Source organism: Pseudomonas sp. L-22-4S-12, assembly GCF_009799935.1.
GTDB lineage: Bacteria > Pseudomonadota > Gammaproteobacteria > Pseudomonadales > Pseudomonadaceae > Aquipseudomonas.
This window is the reverse complement of the sequence record NZ_WELL01000001.1, coordinates 931,375-949,096: the sequence shown is the minus strand read 5'-3', so window position 1 is coordinate 949,096 and position 17,722 is coordinate 931,375. Positions and strand designations below refer to the sequence as shown.

12 protein-coding genes are annotated in these 17,722 nt (G+C 68.4%); all 12 read right to left on the bottom strand.

Annotated features, from left to right (window positions below):
- Positions 1-70 precede the first annotated feature (70 nt).
- The 12 genes from estP to bioF all read right to left on the bottom strand — a co-directional run bounded on the left by estP (position 71) and on the right by bioF (position 17,680).
- On the bottom strand, positions 71-2,029 hold the full coding sequence (gene estP / locus F3I16_RS04285) for an esterase EstP (RefSeq protein WP_160492482.1): 1,959 nt from the start codon (positions 2,027-2,029) through the stop codon (positions 71-73).
- A gap of 135 nt (positions 2,030-2,164) precedes the next feature.
- Complete coding sequence (locus F3I16_RS04280; RefSeq protein ID WP_160492481.1) at positions 2,165-3,529, bottom strand: DUF3999 domain-containing protein; 1,365 nt, start codon at positions 3,527-3,529, stop codon at positions 2,165-2,167.
- Positions 3,526-7,131 (bottom strand): DUF2339 domain-containing protein, encoded by a 3,606-nt coding sequence (locus tag F3I16_RS04275; RefSeq protein WP_160492480.1) that lies wholly within the window; start codon positions 7,129-7,131, stop codon positions 3,526-3,528. The genes F3I16_RS04280 and F3I16_RS04275 overlap by 4 nt, the downstream gene beginning before the upstream one ends.
- Before the next feature lie 392 nt (positions 7,132-7,523).
- Positions 7,524-9,302, bottom strand: coding sequence for an acyl-CoA dehydrogenase C-terminal domain-containing protein (locus F3I16_RS04270; RefSeq protein WP_160492479.1), 1,779 nt, complete (start codon positions 9,300-9,302; stop codon positions 7,524-7,526).
- Between the two features lie 162 nt (positions 9,303-9,464).
- On the bottom strand, positions 9,465-10,799 hold the full coding sequence (locus F3I16_RS04265) for a GGDEF domain-containing protein (protein ID WP_218573101.1): 1,335 nt from the start codon (positions 10,797-10,799) through the stop codon (positions 9,465-9,467).
- Positions 10,800-11,158: 359 nt separating this feature from the next.
- Positions 11,159-12,964, bottom strand: a complete 1,806-nt coding sequence (locus tag F3I16_RS04260; RefSeq protein WP_160492477.1) for a phenylacyl-CoA dehydrogenase — start codon at positions 12,962-12,964, stop codon at positions 11,159-11,161.
- Positions 12,965-13,132: 168 nt separating this feature from the next.
- Positions 13,133-13,885 (bottom strand): putative metalloprotease CJM1_0395 family protein, encoded by a 753-nt coding sequence (locus F3I16_RS04255; RefSeq protein ID WP_160492476.1) that lies wholly within the window; start codon positions 13,883-13,885, stop codon positions 13,133-13,135.
- A gap of 47 nt (positions 13,886-13,932) precedes the next feature.
- Positions 13,933-14,205: a hypothetical protein gene (locus F3I16_RS04250; protein WP_160492475.1), complete on the bottom strand. Its 273-nt coding sequence runs from the start codon at positions 14,203-14,205 to the stop codon at positions 13,933-13,935.
- Between the two features lie 94 nt (positions 14,206-14,299).
- Positions 14,300-14,989 (bottom strand): dethiobiotin synthase, encoded by a 690-nt coding sequence (bioD, locus tag F3I16_RS04245; protein WP_160492474.1) that lies wholly within the window; start codon positions 14,987-14,989, stop codon positions 14,300-14,302.
- Between the two features lies 1 nt (position 14,990).
- A complete protein-coding gene (bioC, locus tag F3I16_RS04240) occupies positions 14,991-15,794 on the bottom strand; it encodes a malonyl-ACP O-methyltransferase BioC (protein ID WP_160492473.1) in 804 nt (267 codons plus the stop codon).
- Complete coding sequence (locus tag F3I16_RS04235) at positions 15,787-16,518, bottom strand: alpha/beta fold hydrolase (protein WP_160492472.1); 732 nt, start codon at positions 16,516-16,518, stop codon at positions 15,787-15,789. The genes bioC and F3I16_RS04235 overlap by 8 nt, the downstream gene beginning before the upstream one ends.
- The gene (gene bioF / locus F3I16_RS04230) at positions 16,511-17,680 is read right to left on the bottom strand and encodes an 8-amino-7-oxononanoate synthase (protein WP_160492471.1); all 1,170 of its coding nucleotides are present in this window, start codon (positions 17,678-17,680) and stop codon (positions 16,511-16,513) included. Before bioF ends, F3I16_RS04235 begins: the two co-directional genes overlap by 8 nt.
- Positions 17,681-17,722 lie beyond the last annotated feature (42 nt).

Below are 17,722 nucleotides of genomic sequence, written 5' to 3'. Positions count from 1 at the left end.
AGGGAAGTCAAAATCGCGCGCAGTTTAACCGGTCGGAGGCGGCGGCGTCTCACCGCCGCCCGACCGTTCGTTACAAATCCCAGGACAGGGACAGGTTGATCCCCTGCTGGTCGTCGTCATCGCTGTTGCGATAGGTGTAGCTACCGCGCAGCGCCAGGCCTTCGACCAGCTGGTGGCTGACGCCCAGGGTGGCGCGGGTGGTCTTGTCGGTCGGCACGTAGCCTTCCAGGGTGTACTCGATGCCCGGCAGGCTGTTCAGCGACATGCTGACTTCGCTGACGTCGTCCTCGTACTCGCGCTCCAGCGCCACTTCACCGAACAGGCGGGTCTGCTGGCTGAGGTCGAACAGGCCCTGCAGACCCACGCCCAGACGCTTGGAGTCGCGCTCCTGGTCGTCGTAGCTGAGCGCCGTGGAGAGCTGGCCGTCTTCCCCGTAGCCATCGACTTCGACCCGCGCGTAGTCGGCACTGACGAAGGGGCTCAGGTGCCACTGGCTGTCCGCGCTCGGGGCGATGTCGTAGCCGAGCCGGCCGGTGAAGGCCCACAGATCCCCCTCGGTATCGCCCTTCTCGGCGCGGGTGGTCGGGCCCAGGTCGAGCTGGCGCTTGAGGTCGTCGTAGTCCAGGTAGCCGGCACTGGCTGCCAGCTCGCCCCACCAGCGGTTCTGCTGATACTGGGCAAAGGCGGTGGCCAGGTAACTGTTCAGATCGTAGTCGGAGTCGGCCTCACCGGCCTCCAGGCTCTGCTCGTAGAAGCCTGCGGCCAGGCCGACCCGCCAGGCCTCGGTGAGGCGATAGCTGCCACCGAAGTTGAGGTTGTAGCCATTGCCATCGGCGGAACTGTCGTAGACGTCGTAGTCGAGGCGCTGGCCGCCGGCATTGGTGAAGGCACGCCACTGGCCGACCGCCTGCCAGGCTTCCCAGTCGGCCTGCCACTGGGCGCGCAGCTGGTCCTGGTGCGAGCGCAGGTTGCCATGGGCCATTTCCGGCAGCAGGGTGATTTCCCAGGGCGCCGCCAGCAGCGAGTAGGCGTAGTCGGCGAAGAGCATCTGCCCCGCGATCGTTGGGTGCACGCCATCGTCGAACAGCAGCCGGGTTGGGTCCGGCGTGCTGCCATTCATCCCGTAGACCGGGTTGGGGACGGCGCAATCGTCAAAGCAGCTAGCCACCAGGTCCTGATCGGCGGCCAAGCCATAACGCCCTGGGTCTTGCAGGACCTCATGCACCAGCAGCGGCACATTGAGCGGGATGATCTCCACATCGATGGCCTGCAACTGGCTGACCAGTTCCTGGTTGAAATCGCTCACCAGCCCGGAAATGGTGCCGGGCAGGGAGGGAATGATGCCGCCCAGGTTAGTCGCAAACGGCGTGCGCCCCACGTCCGGCAGCAGCGACACCATGATGTAGCGCGCACCCGCCCCTTCCAGCGCCCGGACGCCATCGACCAGGCGCGTTGCCGCCTGCTGGGCCTGCAACGTCGCCACATCCGGCGCCGCAAGAGGGTTGATCAGCCCGTCGAGAAAATCGTTGCCACCGCCATTCACATAGAACAGGGTATTGGCATCCACCCGCCGGCCACTGCTGGCCAGCTCCGCGAGATAGCCGGGACGCTGGCGCAAGTTGGTGCCATCACTCAGCTCAACGACCGAGCCCTCGCCAGTGCCGACAATGGAGTCGGTGATCTGCGACGTGGTGTTGCCCCCCACCGCGTAGTTGCTGCCGTCGGGCAGCCCCAGCGACTGGTTAACCGGGGAAGTGGAGCCGCTCATGCTGCCAAAGCCCAGTTTGCCATTGAGGATCTGGGTGGCATTGAGGCCATAGGACTCGCCACTGCCGGGCTGGTAGGTGGGACCGGTACGGTTGGTGAAGCGGACGGTCGAGCCGGCCGGGCCGTCCGGGTCGGCAAACTGCCCGGCATCGCTCAGGCTGTCGCCGAACACCACCAGGGTCGAATAGGGGGATGCCTGCAGGGAGAACGAGGTACTGGCCAGCAGGCAAGCCGCCGCCAAAGGAGTCAGAACGCGCTTCATCGGGATGTCCTTATGATTGTTATTGGACCGCGTGGCACCGACCGACTCTAGCGTGATTCGCGTCTCAATTCACCAGGGGCCCCGGCAAAAAAACGCAAAGACCGCCAATCGCAGGGGTTGGCGGCCTGATTCTGGCTATTGGCCGCCAATTGCCGGTTTACGCAACAGACTGAAGGCCATCCCGCCCAGCAGGGCGACCCCGGCCAGCAGCACCGCCCACAACCCCATGCGTTTCCAGTCGGCCTGGCTCCGCGCCTGCTGCGCCACCGCCTCGACGGCGGCCGGCACGCGCTGTGGCGCCTTGGCCAGGCCGAGGCTGGCCAGCCGCGCCGGCTCGTAGCCGGGAATCAGCGTGCCGAGCGACAAGGCTGCCGACTGCGCGCCCGGCCTGCCGATGGCCAGCCGGTAGGGCGCCGAACCGCGGGCGAGGAACACCACCTGAGTGCTGCGCAGCGCCACCTGCAGGTGTGGCGCATCCGGGCCCAGGCCACCGCCGCGCTGGTCGACCTGCAGGCGCAGCTGCTGTACCGGCGTGCCGTACAGCTCGATCTCGTCCTGGCGCACTTCCCGGCCATCCTGCGGCAGGCGATAGAGCAGGCCGCGCGCCAGCGCTTGCCATTCCAGCTTGCCGTCGCGGCGACTGGCCAGGCTGACCGGGGCCAGGGTATTGGCCTGCGGCAGGCTGAAGCGCACCCGCTGCAGCGGCAGCGACAGCGGCAACGTCCAGCTGTACTCGCCCGGCTTGTCGCTCTGCGCCGCCAGCGGCGCCGACCAGGCCAGCGGCGGCGCCTGCTCGCTGTTGCGGATGCTGATCAGGTTGGCCGCCAGCAGGGTCGGCGCCTGCTGCGGCGCCTGCCAGAGCAGGCGCAGGTAGCGCGCCTTACGCCCGGGCAGCTCGACCTCGCGCTGGTCGATGCGCTCGTTGGCGAAGCTCAGTCGGGCGATGCTGCCCTCGCCCCAGGCGCTCCAGTGCTGCAGGTCGTCGCTGGCCTCGATGGAGAAACGCTGGAAGCCGTCGCTGTCGCTGCTCCAGTCCAGCTGCAGGCGATGCAGCGGCAGGTCCACGGCGCTGGCGTCGAGCAGCCAGCCGCGGCGTACCTGGGTGGCACTGCCCGCCTCCTCCGGCGCCACTTCGACCAGGGTGCCGCTGGTGCTGCGCTGCACGCGGATGGCCGGCGCCCCCGGCGCCGCGACCTCGCCCAGCAGCGGGAACCACTTCACCGCCGCCTGCTGGCGCTGCTCGCTGGACTGCCCGTCGCCCAGGGTCAAGGCGTAGGCCAGGGCCTCGCCCTCGGCATTGAACACCCGCAGATCGCGCAGGTCGGCATGCCGGGCGGCAAAGTGCAGGGCCAGCGGCAGCTCCAGGCGATACCAGGGCCCCTCGCCTTCGAGGGTGAGCGGTACGCGGGTGGCGTAGTCCTCCGCCTGTTCCTTGGCCACGGCCCAGGGGGCCAGCAACAGCGCCGCCAGCAGCGGGCCGCAGATCGACAACTTGTTCATGCTTTCACCTGTGCGGATGCGTCATCCGCCTTGCGTGGCGGCAACGGCGCGAAATAGCCGACGATCAGCAGCAACACGCCGACGCCGATAAAGGAAATGATGCGTTCCAGGCCGCCGCGGTTGCCCAGCTCGACGAAGAACAGCTTGGCCACCACCACGCCGATCAGCGCGGCACCGACCAGCCACAGCTCGCGCCGCGCGCGCAGGTGGCCGACGATCATCAGCGGCAGGGCGATCAGGGTCCAGACGATGGACAGCCCGGCCTGCACCAGCATCGAGTCGAGCAGCGGCTGCGGCGCGTAAGGCACCCCGCCCCAGTGGTGGGCGGCACGGAACACCGTGGCGGTGAACAGGGCGAACAGCGAGATGCCGGCCAGCAGCTGCGCCGCGCGCTCCACCCGGGGCGCCGCAACGCCCAGCTGCGGCAGGCCGCGGCGCAGCCACTGGTGCACGCCGAGCAGGGCGAACAGCAGGCCCAGCTCCAGCGGGTTGAGCAGCGGCAGATAGGGCAGCGGCTCGGCACTGCCGTCGCTGGCCAGATTGGCCAGCCAGAACCAGCCGAGCAGCAGCGCGGCCAGCGGCGCCGCCGCCCACAGCCGGTACTCGCGCGGATAAGCCGCCACCGGCCACGGCCACTGCCGCGGCGCCGCCATCAGCAGGAGGAAGGTGCTCGGCAGCAACGCCCAGCCCAGCCAGCGCCAGGCGTTGTACTGCTCGGACAGCAGCATCAGTACATAGCGCAACTCCAGCGCCAGCACCCCGAGGATCAGCCAGCAGCCCAGCACATGGGCGGCACTCAGGGCGCCACTCGGCAACAGGCCGGCCAGGCGGCGCAGCGACAGCAGGTGCACGGCGCACAGCAGCCCCCAGGCCAGCCAGCCGAAATCCGCCGCCGGGTGATAGCTGCGCTCGCCGATGTGCAGCAGGATCGCGCCGGCCACCGGCACCAGCAGGGTGCACAGCAGGGCCAGGGCACGCCAGCGCAGGCGCGCCGCCAGCCAGCCCCACAGCGCCACGCTCAGCGCCGCCGCCAGCAACAGCAGCGCGCCCTGCAACCCGGGCGCGACGAAGCGCACGATCTCCGCCGCCAGGGCCAGCGTCCACCAGCCCGCGCCCCAGGCCAGCAGCAGCTGCGCCAGCCGTTGCAGGCTCAGGCTGCCCAGTGCGCCGGCCTGCTGGCACAGCAGTACGTGACGCAGGCGCCAGGCGCCGATCTGCGCAGCGATGGCCAGCACCAGCGGCGTCCAGAAGCCGGCGTGGGCCAGCGGACGCAGCCCCTCGCTGGGCAATTGGCCGAGCAGCAGCGGGCTGGCGGCGAGGAAGGCGATGCCGCCGACCACCTGCAGCAGCAGACCGAAGAAGAAGCTGGCGCGCAGCTGCAGGTGCAGGCTGAGCCAGATGATCAGCAGGCCGCTGCCCGCCCACACCGCGCTGGCGCTGGGCCAGGGCAGGACGAACAGCACAGCCAGGTTGATGAACAGCAGGCCGACCAGCAGCACCAGGGACAGGCCGCGCAGCAGGCGGCGATCCTGGCTGACCAGCTTGTCGCGTGCGGCGATCAGCATGCCGGCCACCAGCGCCAGGCCGATCAGCGAACAGACCAGCAGGCCGCGCCAGCCGGAACCGAGTACGCCGGCCTGGCCCGAGCCAGCGCCCTGCAGCTGACCGAGGAAGACCAGGCCGCCGAGCAGCTGCACGGCGAAGGCGCCGAACAGGAAGGTGCGCGACTGCAGACGCAGACCGACCCACAGGGTCGCCAGGCCGGCCAGCGCCCAACTGATCGCAGTGCCCTCGGCGGCGAAGCACAGCGGCGCGATCAGATAGAGGAACAGCAAACCGCCCACGGCCAGCAGCGGCAGGCCGCGGCGCTCCCAGGCCTTGCTGGCATCCGCCGGGGCCTGGCGCAATTGCCAGAAGCTGAACAGCAGCGCCGCGCCGAGCATCAGCGCGCCCAGCGGGGCACCGTCCAGCAGGGTGGCGGCGCCGATGTCCAGCCCGCCGAGGAAGGCCAGCGCCGCCCCCGCCTGCAGCAACAGGGCGAAGGCACGCGCCAGCGGCCGCCCCTGGCGCAGGCCCAGCCAGAAGATCCCCGCCCCCTCCACCGCCCAGGCCGCCGACGTCCAGCGCGCATCCAGGCCCAGGGGAATGGCCAGGGTGGCGAAGACTACGCCGAGGGCCAGGCAGGTTTCCACCAGCAGCAGGGTGCGCCCCGGCGCGCGGCCGTTGAACGCCCGAGCCAGCAGCAGGTAGAACAGGCCCAGGCCCAGGGCGCTGAAGGCCGTGGCGAATTCGATGTGCCGCACCAAGGCGTACTGCAGGCCGAAGCCGATCAGCGGCGTGCCGAACAGCACGCTGCTGTCGACGTAGTCGGCCTTGTCCCGCGCCCAGCGCAGCAGCTCGCCACGCTCCTGCGGCGCCGACTCGGCCTCGCGCAGCTTGCGCCGGGCGAACAGCAGGCCGATGGCCACGTACATCAGGAAGAACAGGATCAGGAACGGCTCGCTGCTCCACAGCAATTCCGGCTGGTACGAGCGCAGCCCCCAGGCGAAGCCGATGCCGAAGGTACCGAGGAAGCCGACCAGATTGAGCAGGCGCCAGGCCTTGAACCAGGCGATGGCGAAGATGCCGCCGTTGAGCAGGATGAAGTAGGAGAACAGCGCCACATGGTTGCCGCTGCCGGTGGACGTCAGGATCGGCGCGGCGAAGCCGCCCAGCGCCGCGGCCAACGCCAGGCCCCGAGCGTTCTGCGCCACCGCCAGGATCGCCGAAAATACGGTGACCAGCACCAGCAGGCCGAGGGCCAGCTTGGGATCGAGCAGCGGATGCAGGCGCATGGCGGCGAAGGTGGTCAGGTACAGCACGGCGACGCCCGTACCCTGCAGGATCAGGCCGTAACTGCCGACCCGTTCGCGCAGCCACCAGCCCAGCCCCAGCAGGGCGATGGCACTGGCGGCGACGCCGGCATAGCGCATCTCGGCCGGTACCACCATGCCTTCGGTGGCATAGCGCAGGAGGAAGGCCAGGCCGAGGAACAGCAGCACCACGCCGACCCGCAGCACGGTATTGCCGCCCAGCAGCCAGGCCTGGGCCAGGTCGATGGCACGCTCGATGGGCGAAGGTTCGCGCGGCGTGGGCGGCGCCACCCGTTCGGCCGGACGGACCGGGTGGAGCGGCTCTGCCCGCCAGCCGGCCGTGGGTTCGCGGGGCGATTCGGGCAGGGCATCCAGCTCCGGCAGCTCGAAGACCAGCTCGCCAGCCGGCTCGGCCTGGGCCGGTGCGGCGACAACCACAGGTGCGGCAGGCAGATCCGGCGCGGGTGGAGCCGCCACGGGTTGCCCCTGCGCCACGGGCGGCGCCTGTTCCGGCGTAGCCGTCGCCTCGAGCTTGAGCAAGCGCTCGTACATCGCCGTGGTGCCGCGCTCGAAGCGCTCGGCAAAGCCCTGCAGCTCCCGGCGCAAGGTGGCGTTATCCGCCTCCAGGCGGTGCAGGCGCAGGGCCTGACCCACCGCCAGGCCGACCACCCCACCGAGCAGGGCGCTCGTCACCGACTCTCCGGCCAGCGCACCGAGCAGCAGACCGACCAGCATGAAAATCCATTGCATGCATTAATTCCCTGAGCAAAAACCATGGGCCACGGATGCCGGCCCCACAGCGGCGGTTCGAGTATATCGGCCAGCCGGGCCGACCTTATACAGACGAATGCTGCCCGGCTCACAGGCACAGGCAAATCCCGGCGCCGGGAAAAAACCCAGGCAGAAAAAAACCCCGCCGAGGCGGGGCTTTTTCACTGCAGACAAGAATCGGATCGAGGATCTCGCGAGCTAGAGCCAGGCTAGGCGAGATCGGGTGAAGAAGCGCAGTTCACATCAGGTGAATGAGCATGACTCGCTTTTCTCGCCCCTTCGGGGCCGCCCTATGGGCGTTAGCCGCAAGCTGCTTCTGAACCCGGTCTCAACGACGCCTGGCCGACGCGCAGCAGATCGTCGGCCGATTCTCAGAACTGAGCAGCATCCAGCAGATACAGCGACTCGCTGCCGGCCTTGACCGACGCGGTCAGCGAGTGGATGCGCGGCAGCAGGCGGGCGAAGAAGAAGCGCGCGGTGCCCAGCTTGCTCACGTAGAACTCCTCGTCGCCCTGCTTGGCCAGTGCGGCACGGGCCATCAGCGCCCAGACGTAGGCGTAGGCGGTGTAGCCGAACACCTGCAGGTACTCGACCGACGCGGCGCCGATCTCGTTCGGGTTGCTCTTGGCCTGGGCGATGACCCAGGCGGTCAGCTCGTCGAGGTTGGCGATGGCGGCTTGCAGCGGCTCGGTGAACTCGGCCAGCGAGGCATCGGCGCTGCCGATAAAGGCTTTGATCTCGTCGGCAAAGTGCTTGTAGAAGCTGCCGCCGCTACCGACGATCTTGCGCCCCATCAGATCCAGCGACTGGATGCCGTTGGTGCCTTCGTAGATCTGGGTGATGCGGCAGTCGCGGATCAGCTGCTCCTGGCCCCACTCGCGGACGAAGCCGTGGCCGCCGAAGATCTGCTGGCCGTGAATGGTGGTTTCCAGACCCATGTCGGTCAGGAAGGCCTTGGCCACCGGCGTCAGCAGGGCAACCAGTTCTTCGGCGCGCTTGCGGGTGGCGGTGTCTTCGCTGTACTTGGCGGTGTCCAGCTGCATGGCGACGTAGCTGGAGAAGGCGCGGCCGCCCTCGTTCAGCGCCTTCATGGTCAGCAGCATGCGACGCACGTCCGGGTGCACGATGATCGGGTCGGCGGCCTTGTCCTTGTTCACCGGGCCGGTCGGCGCGCGGCTCTGGATGCGGTCACGGGCGTACTCGACGGCGCTCTGGTAGGAACGCTCGCCCAGGGCCAGGCCCTGGATGCCGACGCCCAGACGCTCGTAGTTCATCATGGTGAACATGGCGTTGAGGCCCTTGTTCGGCTCGTCGACGATCCAGCCGGTGGCGCCATCGAAGTTCATCACGCAGGTGGCCGAGGCCTTGATGCCCATCTTGTGCTCGATCGAGCCGCAGGACAGCGAGTTCTTCTCGCCCAGCGAGCCGTCGGCGTTGACCATGACCTTGGGTACCAGGAACAGCGAGATGCCTTTCGGGCCGGCCGGGGCGTCCGGCAGCTTGGCCAGCACCAGGTGGACGATGTTCTCGGTCAGGTCGTGCTCGCCACCGGTGATGAAGATCTTGGTGCCGGAAATCTTGTAGCTGCCGTTGGCCTGCGGTTCGGCCTTGGTGCGGATGATGCCCAGGTCGGTACCGGCATGCGGCTCGGTCAGGCACATGGAACCGGCCCAGACGCCGGCGTACATGTTCGGCAGGTACTGCTGCTTCAGCTCTTCGCTGGCGTGGTTGAGGATCGACAGGCAGGCGCCGGCGGTCAGCATCGGGTACAGGCCGAACGACAGGTTGGCCGAGTTGACCATTTCCTCGACCTGGGCGCCGATCACTTTCGGCATGCCCATACCGCCGAATTCCGGCGAGCCGCCCACGCCAACCCAGCCGCCGTCGGCGTAGGTCTGGTAGGCCTCGGGGAAACCGGCCGGGGTTTTCACCACGCCGTTGGTCCAGGAGCAGCCTTCTTCGTCGCCACTGCGGTTCAGCGGGGCGATCACGCCACCGGTGACCTTGCCGGCTTCTTCGAGGATGGCGGCGGCGGTGTCTTCGTCGACGACTTCGGCCAGGCCTGGCAGCTGAGCCCAGAGTTTGGAAACCTCGAAGACTTCATTGAGAACGAAGCGCATGTCGCGCAGGGGAGCTTTGTAATCAGCCATGGAGCAATCCTCGGAGGGGCCAACGGGGCGGTTTGCGGACCGCTTTTACGGGAAGCCTCGAGTTTATATGAACAACAAGGAAGGGACAAAGAGTCATCACGTGACTATTAGTAAAAATTAAGTCACGCAAAAATCTTCGTTCGAATCACCGGCCGCGAGCACTCAGGCCTCGACGGCCGCCTCCTTGAGCGCTCCCCGCCGGTTCTGCCCATGCGCCATCACGCAGTTGCGCCCGGCGCGCTTGGCACCGTACAGCGCCTGGTCGGCCTCGCGAATCACTTCATCGGCGCCGCGATGGCGGACTTCACGCTCGGCCATGCCGATGCTGATGGTCACCGACACGCTGCTGGCCGAGGCCGCGCGCCGGCGCTGGCGCCCCTGCTTGTCGTCCTGCGGCCGGCTGCGCGTGTCGCGCAGCTGCAGGCTGTAGCCTTGCACCGCCTGGCGTACCGCTTCGAGGTGCGGCCGGCAGTCTTCCAGGCTCTTGCCAGGAAACACCAGGGTGAATTCCTCGCCGCCGTAGCGATAGGCCCTGCCGCCCCCGCCGATCTTGCGCAGCTGGCTGGCCACCAGCTTGAGCACCTGGTCGCCGACATCGTGGCCATGGGTGTCGTTGAAGGCCTTGAAGTGGTCGACATCGGCCATGGCCAGCACGTAGGTGCGCCCCAGGCGCTCCAGCCGGTCATTCAGCGCGCGGCGCCCGGGCAACCCGGTGAGTTCGTCGCGAAAGGCCATCTGGTAGGCCTCGTGCGCCACCGCGGCGACCAGCATGAGCATCACCAGGCTGCTCATCACCTGCAGGGCGTGAGGCTGGCTGAAGGTCTTCGGCAACATCCACAGCAGGCCGAACAGGCCGCACAGGGCGGCGGCATGCAGCGGTCTGGGCTGGCGCAGGTACTGCACCAGCAACAGCACCACGGCCAGGGCAAACAACGGGTAGGCCAGCTGCACCAGGCTCATCCACTGACCATGCAGCAGCGGCCAATGGACTTCCGCCAGCCAGCCCAGCAGGGCCTGGGGAAAGCGCCGGGCCAGGGCCACGGCCACCCCGCCCACCGCTAGCAGCACGGCGGCGCGTGCCACCAGGTCCTGCAGCAGGTGGCTGCGCTCGCGCCAGGCGGCGAACAGGCCGTAGAGCAACGGCAGCAGCAGGCTGCACAGGTGGAACACCAGGGCGGCGTCCTCGCGCACCTTGCCGTGCTGGCGGAAATGGTCGGTCTGGGTATCCAGCAGGAAGTAGGCGAGGTAGACCACCACCAGCAGCGACAGCTCGCGCTGGCGCTTGTAGACCACGCAGAAGGCGCCGCCGAGCAGCAACAGCAAGGTCGGCAGGACATTGAACAGCGACAGGAAGAACTCGTTGAGCACCGCCAGCTGCGCGCTCAGCGCGCCGCCGAGCAACAGCAGCAGGGGCAGCAGGAAGTGACTGAAACGAACGGCGGCCAGACGAAACACGGCAATCTCCAGTGCGCGCGGCACTGCAACGGGATGCGTCATTCTGCCTGCGCGCGAGGATTGCGGCAGCAGCCCAGCACGCATTTTGCGATGCGCGCCGAGCCCTGGAGACGGACTGTTTGCAGTCGTGGCGGTAAACCCAAGGCGAAAAAAAACCGCGACCCGAGGGCTGCGGTTTTTCTGACCTGAGGTCGGAAGGGCGTAGAGCCTGTTTTGGGTCTTTTGAGCTAGAGCCAGGCAAGGCGCAACGACCAGCGGGAGTAACAGCCGCAGGCTGGCCCGAAGGGTGAGCGCTAGCGAATAAATTGGGCGAGGACGCGGAATTTACAAGATGTAAATGAGCAGTCCGAGCCCAATTTCAACGCAGCATGGCCGACGATCAAGAGATCCGAGACAGGTTCTTAGTAGCCCAGGTCGAAGTGGGCTTCATCCATTTCCATCAGGTTGCCGGCGCCGGACAGCATGGCTTCGACGTGCGCGCGGGTACGCGGCAGGATACGGGCGAAGTAGAAGCGCGCGGTCTGCAGCTTGGCCTTGTAGAAGGCCTCGTCGGCAGTACCGGCAGCCAGCTTCTCGGCAGCCAGACGCGCCATGTCGGCCCAGAAGTAGGCCAGGCAGGCGTAACCGGAGTACATCAGGTAGTCCACCGAGGCGGCACCGACTTCTTCGCGGTCCTTCATCGCGGCCATGCCCACTTTCATGGTCAGGTCGCCCCACTCCTTGTTCAGCTTGGCCAGCGGCTCGACCAGGCCCTTGATGGCCTCGTTGGCTTCGTTGGTCTGGCAGAACTTGTGCACGATCTTGGTGAAGCCTTTCAGCGCTTCGCCCTGGGTCATCAGCACTTTACGACCCAGCAGGTCGAGGGCCTGAACACCGGTGGTGCCTTCGTACAGCATGGAGATACGGCTGTCGCGAACGTTCTGCTCCATGCCCCACTCGGCGATGAAGCCGTGGCCGCCATAGATCTGTACGCCGTGGTTGGCCGCTTCGAAGCCGACTTCGGTCATGAACGCCTTGGCGATCGGAGTGAGGAAGGCCAGCATCGCGTCGGCGGCTTTCTTCTCTTCTTCGTTCTGGCTGTACTTGACGATGTCGACCTGCTTGGCGGTGAAGTACACCATCGCGCGGTTGCCTTCGGCGAAGGCCTTCATGGTCAGCAGCATGCGACGCACGTCCGGGTGGACGATGATCGGGTCGGCGGCTTTTTCCGGCGCTTTCGGGCCGGTCAGGGAACGCATCTGCAGACGCTCGCGAGCGTACTTCAGGCCGCCCTGGAAGCCGATTTCGGCGTGGGCCAGACCTTGCAGAGCAGTGCCCAGGCGGGCCGTGTTCATGAAGGTGAACATGCAGTTCAGGCCTTTGTTCGCCGGGCCGATCAGGAAGCCGGTGGCGCCGTCGAAGTTCATCACGCAGGTGGCGTTGCCGTGGATGCCCATCTTGTGTTCGAGCGAGCCGCAGGAAACGGCGTTGCGCGAACCCACGGAACCGTCGGCGTTGACGTTGAACTTCGGCACGATGAACAGGGAGATGCCTTTGGTGCCTTGCGGCGCGTCGGGCAGGCGGGCCAGCACGATGTGGACGATGTTGTCCGACATGTCGTGTTCGCCAGCGGAGATGAAGATCTTGGTGCCGGACACCTTGTAGGAGCCGTCAGCCTGCGGCTCGGCCTTGGTGCGCAGCATGCCCAGGTCGGTACCGCAGTGCGGTTCGGTCAGGCACATGGTGCCGGTCCACTCGCCGGATACCAGCTTGGTCAGGTAGGTGTGCTTCTGCTCGTCGGTGCCGTGCTCGGACAGGGTGTTCATCGCACCGTGCGACAGACCCGGGTACATGCCCCAGGACCAGTTGGACTCGCCAACCATTTCGCTGACGGCCAGACCCAGGGATTCCGGCAGGCCTTGGCCGCCGTGCGCCACGTCATGGGCCAGGGAAGGCCAGCCGCCTTCGACGAACTGCTTGTAGGCTTCCTTGAAGCCGGTCGGGGTCTTCACGCCTTCCGGGGACCAGGTGCAACCTTCCAGGTCACCCACGCGGTTGAGGGGGGCGATTACCTGCTCGCAGAACTTGGCGCCTTCTTCCAGAATGGCGTCAACCATGTCCGGGGTGGCGTCTTGGCAGCCAGGCAGGCTCTGATAGTGCGCTTCGTAGCCGAGCAGTTCGTCGCGAACGAAGCGGATATCACGCAAGGGGGCCTTGTACTCAGGCATAGCGGTAAACCTCTACGGTGGATTCCTTGATTTTGTTTGACCGGATCAATCACGGTCGCTTGTGGGATTTCTCCCAGAGCCCGGCAGCCATGAGCTGGCGCAGCAATCAAACAGGCGTTTGAAACATACGTTTACGCCCCACCCTTGTCAAGCACCCGCCAGCACCGTTCAGGCCAGCAGATCGACCGTCGCGGCCGGCTCCTGCAACCGGGCCAGATTACGGTACAGCTCAAGACTAGGTGCAGATGGCAGAGGCTGCTGCGTGGCTGGCGCTGCTTCGCCCTCGGCCGCTTCGGCTGCCTTGCGCTGCTCGGCACTCAGGCGGCGCTCCTCGCGGGCGGCGAGCGCCTCCTCGCGGCGCATCTCGGCCAGTTCGGTGCGCGCCTGGCTGGCCTGGGCCTGGGCCTGAGCCGCCACGCGGCGGTCCTGGGCGGACGGCTCGGCCGGGGCCAGCGCGGCACGCTGCACCACGTCCATCTTGCGCAGGGTGGCTTGCGGGTCGCCGGGGATCGGGCTGACGTCGATGCCCACTTCGCCACCGACCGCGTAGGTCTTGCCGTCCGGGCCGCGCTGGTAGGTGTAGCTCGGCGCCCCGGCGTAGGCGCCGCCGACCGCGGCATGCGCCTGCTCGTGACTGCGCACCTCGCGGTCGCGGCTGGCCAGGCTGGCGATCTGCTGCTGTTCCTCGCGCAACTGCTCGGCCTCGGCAGCCGGGCGTTCGGCAGCCCTGCCTGGGGACGGCTCATCCCCTTCGCGCAGCGAAGCCTGGCCGGCAGCGGCCTGGGCGGGGGTGGCGGGTGCCTGCCCGGCACGGATCAGCTCGGGAGAGGACGGTCCGGCGGAGTCACCGGACAAAAAGGGTCTGGCCGGCAGGGAAGACGGCAAAGGCGCGACATGGGGCATGGCGCTGCCGATCTGCATGCAAGCCCTCCTCACTCCCGGCGCGGGGTGAGACTAGATGCGCCTGCTCAGGCGCGGGTATCGATCAGGGTGCCGAGCACTTCATCGGCGGTTTCGACCACCCTGGCCCCCGCCTGCGCTTCGACCTTGCCCAGGTTCAGGGCGACCAGGTTCTCGGCCAAGTCGGCCTGGACGCTGCGCTCGCTGCCGGGTGTCGGCGCCGCCTGCTGGGCCTGGGGCAGCGTGACGCCGGCGATGCCGGCAGCCGCTTGGTCGACCCGGCGCTGGCCCGTCTGGATGGCGCTGAGCCCGGAGCTGAAGGCGCTGGTGGAGATTTCCATACCGCAGTTCCCCTTGGGGATGGACACATGACGTCAAGTGAAGCAGAAAATGTTCATTTTCTGTACACGAAAAAGGCGCTGGCCGACCAGCTGCCTATAGCGGCAGGCCCAGCGGCGCCAGGTGCAGGTGCGCCGCCACCGCCGCCGGGCTTGCCTGCGGCAGGCGCGGCACCCGCCCCAGACACGGCGCCGGCAGGCGTTCGGCGAGGGTCGCGAGGTTCTCTTCCAGGCGCGCGGTCTGCGGGTCGAGGATATTCGCCACCCAGCCGGCCAGGACCAGGCCATCGCGCAGGATCGCCTCGGCCGTCAGCAGCGCATGACTGATGCAGCCCAGGCGCACGCCGACCACCAGGATCACCGGCAGCCCTAGGGCGACGGGCAGGTCGGACAGGCTGGCCGACCCCGTCAGCGGCACCCGCCAGCCACCGGCGCCTTCGACCAGGGTGAAGGCGGCGCCCTGGTCGAGGATATGGCGCACCGGCCCGAGCAGGGCGTCGACACTCAGCTCGATGCCTGCCTCGCGCGCCGCCAGGTGCGGGGCGATGGGTGGGGCGAAGGCCAGCGGATTGACCTCGGCATAACTCAGCGCCAGCGTGCATTCGCCGAGCAGGGCCAGGGCATCGCCGTTGCGCAGCCCCGCGGCCGTCGCCTCGCAGCCGGAGGCCACCGGCTTGGCCGCCGCCGTGCTCAGGCCCGCCTGGCGCGCCGCATGCAGCAGGCCGGCGGCGATGGTGGTCTTGCCGGCGTCGGTATCGGTGCCGGTGACGAAGAACGCCATGCCCATCTCAGGCCTCCTTGCGCAGCACGCCGTAGACCACCTGGTAGGTGGCCGGCAGGCCCTGGGGCTGGCGGAAGCCTTCGTAGGCCGCGACCAGGGCGCGAATGCGTGCCCGCCCGGTCAGGCCGCCGGGGCGCCCGGGGTTGAGGTTGTGCGCACCGAGTGCCTTGAGCTCGTCGGTCAGCTGGCGCAGATCGCCGAAATGCAGGCAGTGCGCCTGGCGCTCCAGGGTCAGCAGGCGCAGGCCACTGGCCGCGCACAGCTGCTGGTACTCGGCGAAGCGGCGGAAATGGTTGACGTGGACGAAGCCGTCCACCGCCTGCCAGCTGTCGCGCAACTCCTGCAGGGTGCCGACGCACAGGCTGGTGAAGGCCAGCACGCCGCCGGGCCGCAGCGCCCGGTGCGCCTCGGCCAGCACCGCGGCGAAATCCGCGCACCACTGCACGGCCAGGCTGGAATAGATCAGGTCGAGGCTGCTGTCGCGCAGCGGCAGGCGCTCGGCATCGCCGACGATGTAGCGCTGCGCGCCGCCGAGCGGACGGGCGTGGCGCAGCATGCCTTCGGCCAGGTCCACGGCCACCCCTTCGGCCGCCGGGAAGCGCGCCGCCAGCACCCGGCTGAAATGCCCGGTGCCGCTGCCCAGGTCGAGCCAGCGCTGCGGCGCCAGCGCCGCCGGCAGGCGCGCCAGCAGCTCGATGCCGACCGCGCGCTGCAGGGCGGCGACGCTGTCGTAACTCTCTGCCGCGCGGGAGAAGGAGGCGGCGACCCGGCGCTTGTCCGGCAGGCCGCTCTGTTCGTGCCAGTCAGTCATCACCGGCCTCGCTGAGGAACGCCAGGATCGCCGCCGCCACTTCATGGGGCCGCTCCAGCACGAAGGCGTGGCTGACATCTTCGATCAGGCCGACCTCGATATCCGGCTGCAGCGCCAGCAGATCGCCGGCCACCTCGGCCGGCACCAGCGCATCGGCGCCGGCCAGCAGGTGCAGCTGCGGCCCGGCGAAACGCTGGATGGCGCTGCGCCCGTCGAAATTGCCGAGCACTTCGAGGCCGGCCAGCAGTACCTCGGGCGCCAGCTGCGGCGCCGCGGCCTGCAGCTGGCGGGCCAGGTCGCGGGCGGTGGCGGCGCCCTGGCTGCAGAGCAGACTGAAGCGCTTGCGGGTGGCGCGCGGGTCCTGCCGGCAGGCGTCGACGAAGGCATTGAAGGTCGCCTCGGGCATGCCGTGCGGCCAGTCGGCGCCGGCGACGAAACAGGGGTTGCTGGCCAGGGTCAGCAGGCCGCGGCAACGCTCGCCACGCAGCGCCGCCAGTTCGCTGGCGAGCATGCCGCCCAGCGACCAGCCACCCAGCCAGGTGTGTTCGGGCAGGCGCTCGTCCAGCTCCAGCAGCCAGTCGCGCGGCTCGCCGCTGGCCAGCTCGGGCAGCGGCTCGATGTCCACCCGCAGTTGCGGGGCCAGGCCGCGCAGGGCCTCGACCAGCACCTCCAGGGGCAGGCCGCCGAGGCCCCAGCCGGGCAGCAGGATCAGTTGTTCACGCATGGTCTTGTACCTGCGGCCAGCACTCGGCCAGCGCCTCGAGCAGTTGTTCCAGCTGCGCCTCGCTGTGCGCGGCGGACAGGGTCACCCGTAGCCGCGCGCTGCCGGCCGGCACGGTGGGTGGGCGGATGGCGCCGACCAGCAGACCGCGCTCTTTCAACAGGGCGGAGAGTTGCAACGCGCGCTCGCTGTCGCCGACCAGGATCGGCTGGATCGGCGTCGGGCTGTCCATCAGGTGCAGGCCGATCTCGCTGGCGCCCTGGCGGAAGCGCGCGATCAACCGGTTCAGGTGTTCGCGGCGCCAGCCTTCCGTGCGCAGCAGTTCGAGGCTCTTCAGCGTGGCGCAGGCCACTGCCGGTGGCTGGCTGGTGGTGTAGATGTAGGGCCGGGCGAACTGGATCAGGGTTTCGATCAGCTCCTCGCTGCCGGCAACAAAGGCCCCGGCGGTGCCGAAGGCCTTGCCCAGGGTACCGACCAGCACCTGCACATCGTCCAGGCCCAGACCGAAATGCTCGACTATGCCGCCGCCGGTGGCGCCCAGCGGGCCGAAGCCGTGGGCGTCATCGACCATCATCCAGGCCTGTTTCTGCTTCGCCGCGGCGCACAGCGCCGGCAGGTCGGCGAGGTCGCCGTCCATGCTGAACACCCCGTCGCTGACCACCAGGGTGTTGCCCGTGGCCTTGTCCAGACGGCTGGCCAGGCTGGCCGCGTCGTTGTGCAGGTAACGGGAGAAACGCGCCCCGGACAGCAGCCCGGCATCCAGCAGAGAGGCGTGGTTGATGCGGTCTTCCAGCACCGTGTCGCCCTGCCCGACCAGGGCGGTGACCGCCGCCAGGTTGGCCATATAGCCGGTGGAGAACAGCAGCGCGCGCGGGCGCCCGGTGAACGCGGCCAGCGCTTCTTCCAGCTCGTGGTGCGGGGTGCTGTGGCCGATCACCAGGTGCGAGGCGCCGCCACCGACGCCCCACTGCTGCGCGCCCTGCTGCATCGCCCGAATCACCTCGGGATGATTGGCCAGGCCCAGGTAGTCGTTGGAGCAGAAGGCCAGCAGCTGGCGGCCGTCGACCCGTACCAGCGGCCCCTGCGGGCTGTCCAGCAAGGGGCGCTGACGGAACAGATGGGCGGCGCGGCGCTCGGCGAGGCGAGCGGATAGATCGAAAGGCATGGCAATCATCCGTAGGAGCGAGATCTGCTCGCGAAAGGGCCG

Excerpts from the sequence above, each read along its gene's own strand:
- estP (WP_160492482.1), bottom strand. The coding sequence starts at position 2,029 with ATGAAGCGCGTTCTGACTCCTTTGGCGGCGGCTTGCCTGCTGGCCAGT.
- F3I16_RS04280 (WP_160492481.1), bottom strand. The coding sequence starts at position 3,529 with ATGAACAAGTTGTCGATCTGCGGCCCGCTGCTGGCGGCGCTGTTGCTG.
- F3I16_RS04275 (WP_160492480.1), bottom strand. The coding sequence starts at position 7,131 with ATGCAATGGATTTTCATGCTGGTCGGTCTGCTGCTCGGTGCGCTGGCC.
- F3I16_RS04270 (WP_160492479.1), bottom strand. The coding sequence starts at position 9,302 with ATGGCTGATTACAAAGCTCCCCTGCGCGACATGCGCTTCGTTCTCAAT.
- F3I16_RS04265 (WP_218573101.1), bottom strand. The coding sequence starts at position 10,799 with ATGACGCATCCCGTTGCAGTGCCGCGCGCACTGGAGATTGCCGTGTTT.
- F3I16_RS04260 (WP_160492477.1), bottom strand. The coding sequence starts at position 12,964 with ATGCCTGAGTACAAGGCCCCCTTGCGTGATATCCGCTTCGTTCGCGAC.
- F3I16_RS04255 (WP_160492476.1), bottom strand. The coding sequence starts at position 13,885 with ATGCAGATCGGCAGCGCCATGCCCCATGTCGCGCCTTTGCCGTCTTCC.
- F3I16_RS04250 (WP_160492475.1), bottom strand. The coding sequence starts at position 14,205 with ATGGAAATCTCCACCAGCGCCTTCAGCTCCGGGCTCAGCGCCATCCAG.
- bioD (WP_160492474.1), bottom strand. The coding sequence starts at position 14,989 with ATGGGCATGGCGTTCTTCGTCACCGGCACCGATACCGACGCCGGCAAG.
- bioC (WP_160492473.1), bottom strand. The coding sequence starts at position 15,794 with ATGACTGACTGGCACGAACAGAGCGGCCTGCCGGACAAGCGCCGGGTC.
- F3I16_RS04235 (WP_160492472.1), bottom strand. The coding sequence starts at position 16,518 with ATGCGTGAACAACTGATCCTGCTGCCCGGCTGGGGCCTCGGCGGCCTG.
- bioF (WP_160492471.1), bottom strand. The coding sequence starts at position 17,680 with ATGCCTTTCGATCTATCCGCTCGCCTCGCCGAGCGCCGCGCCGCCCAT.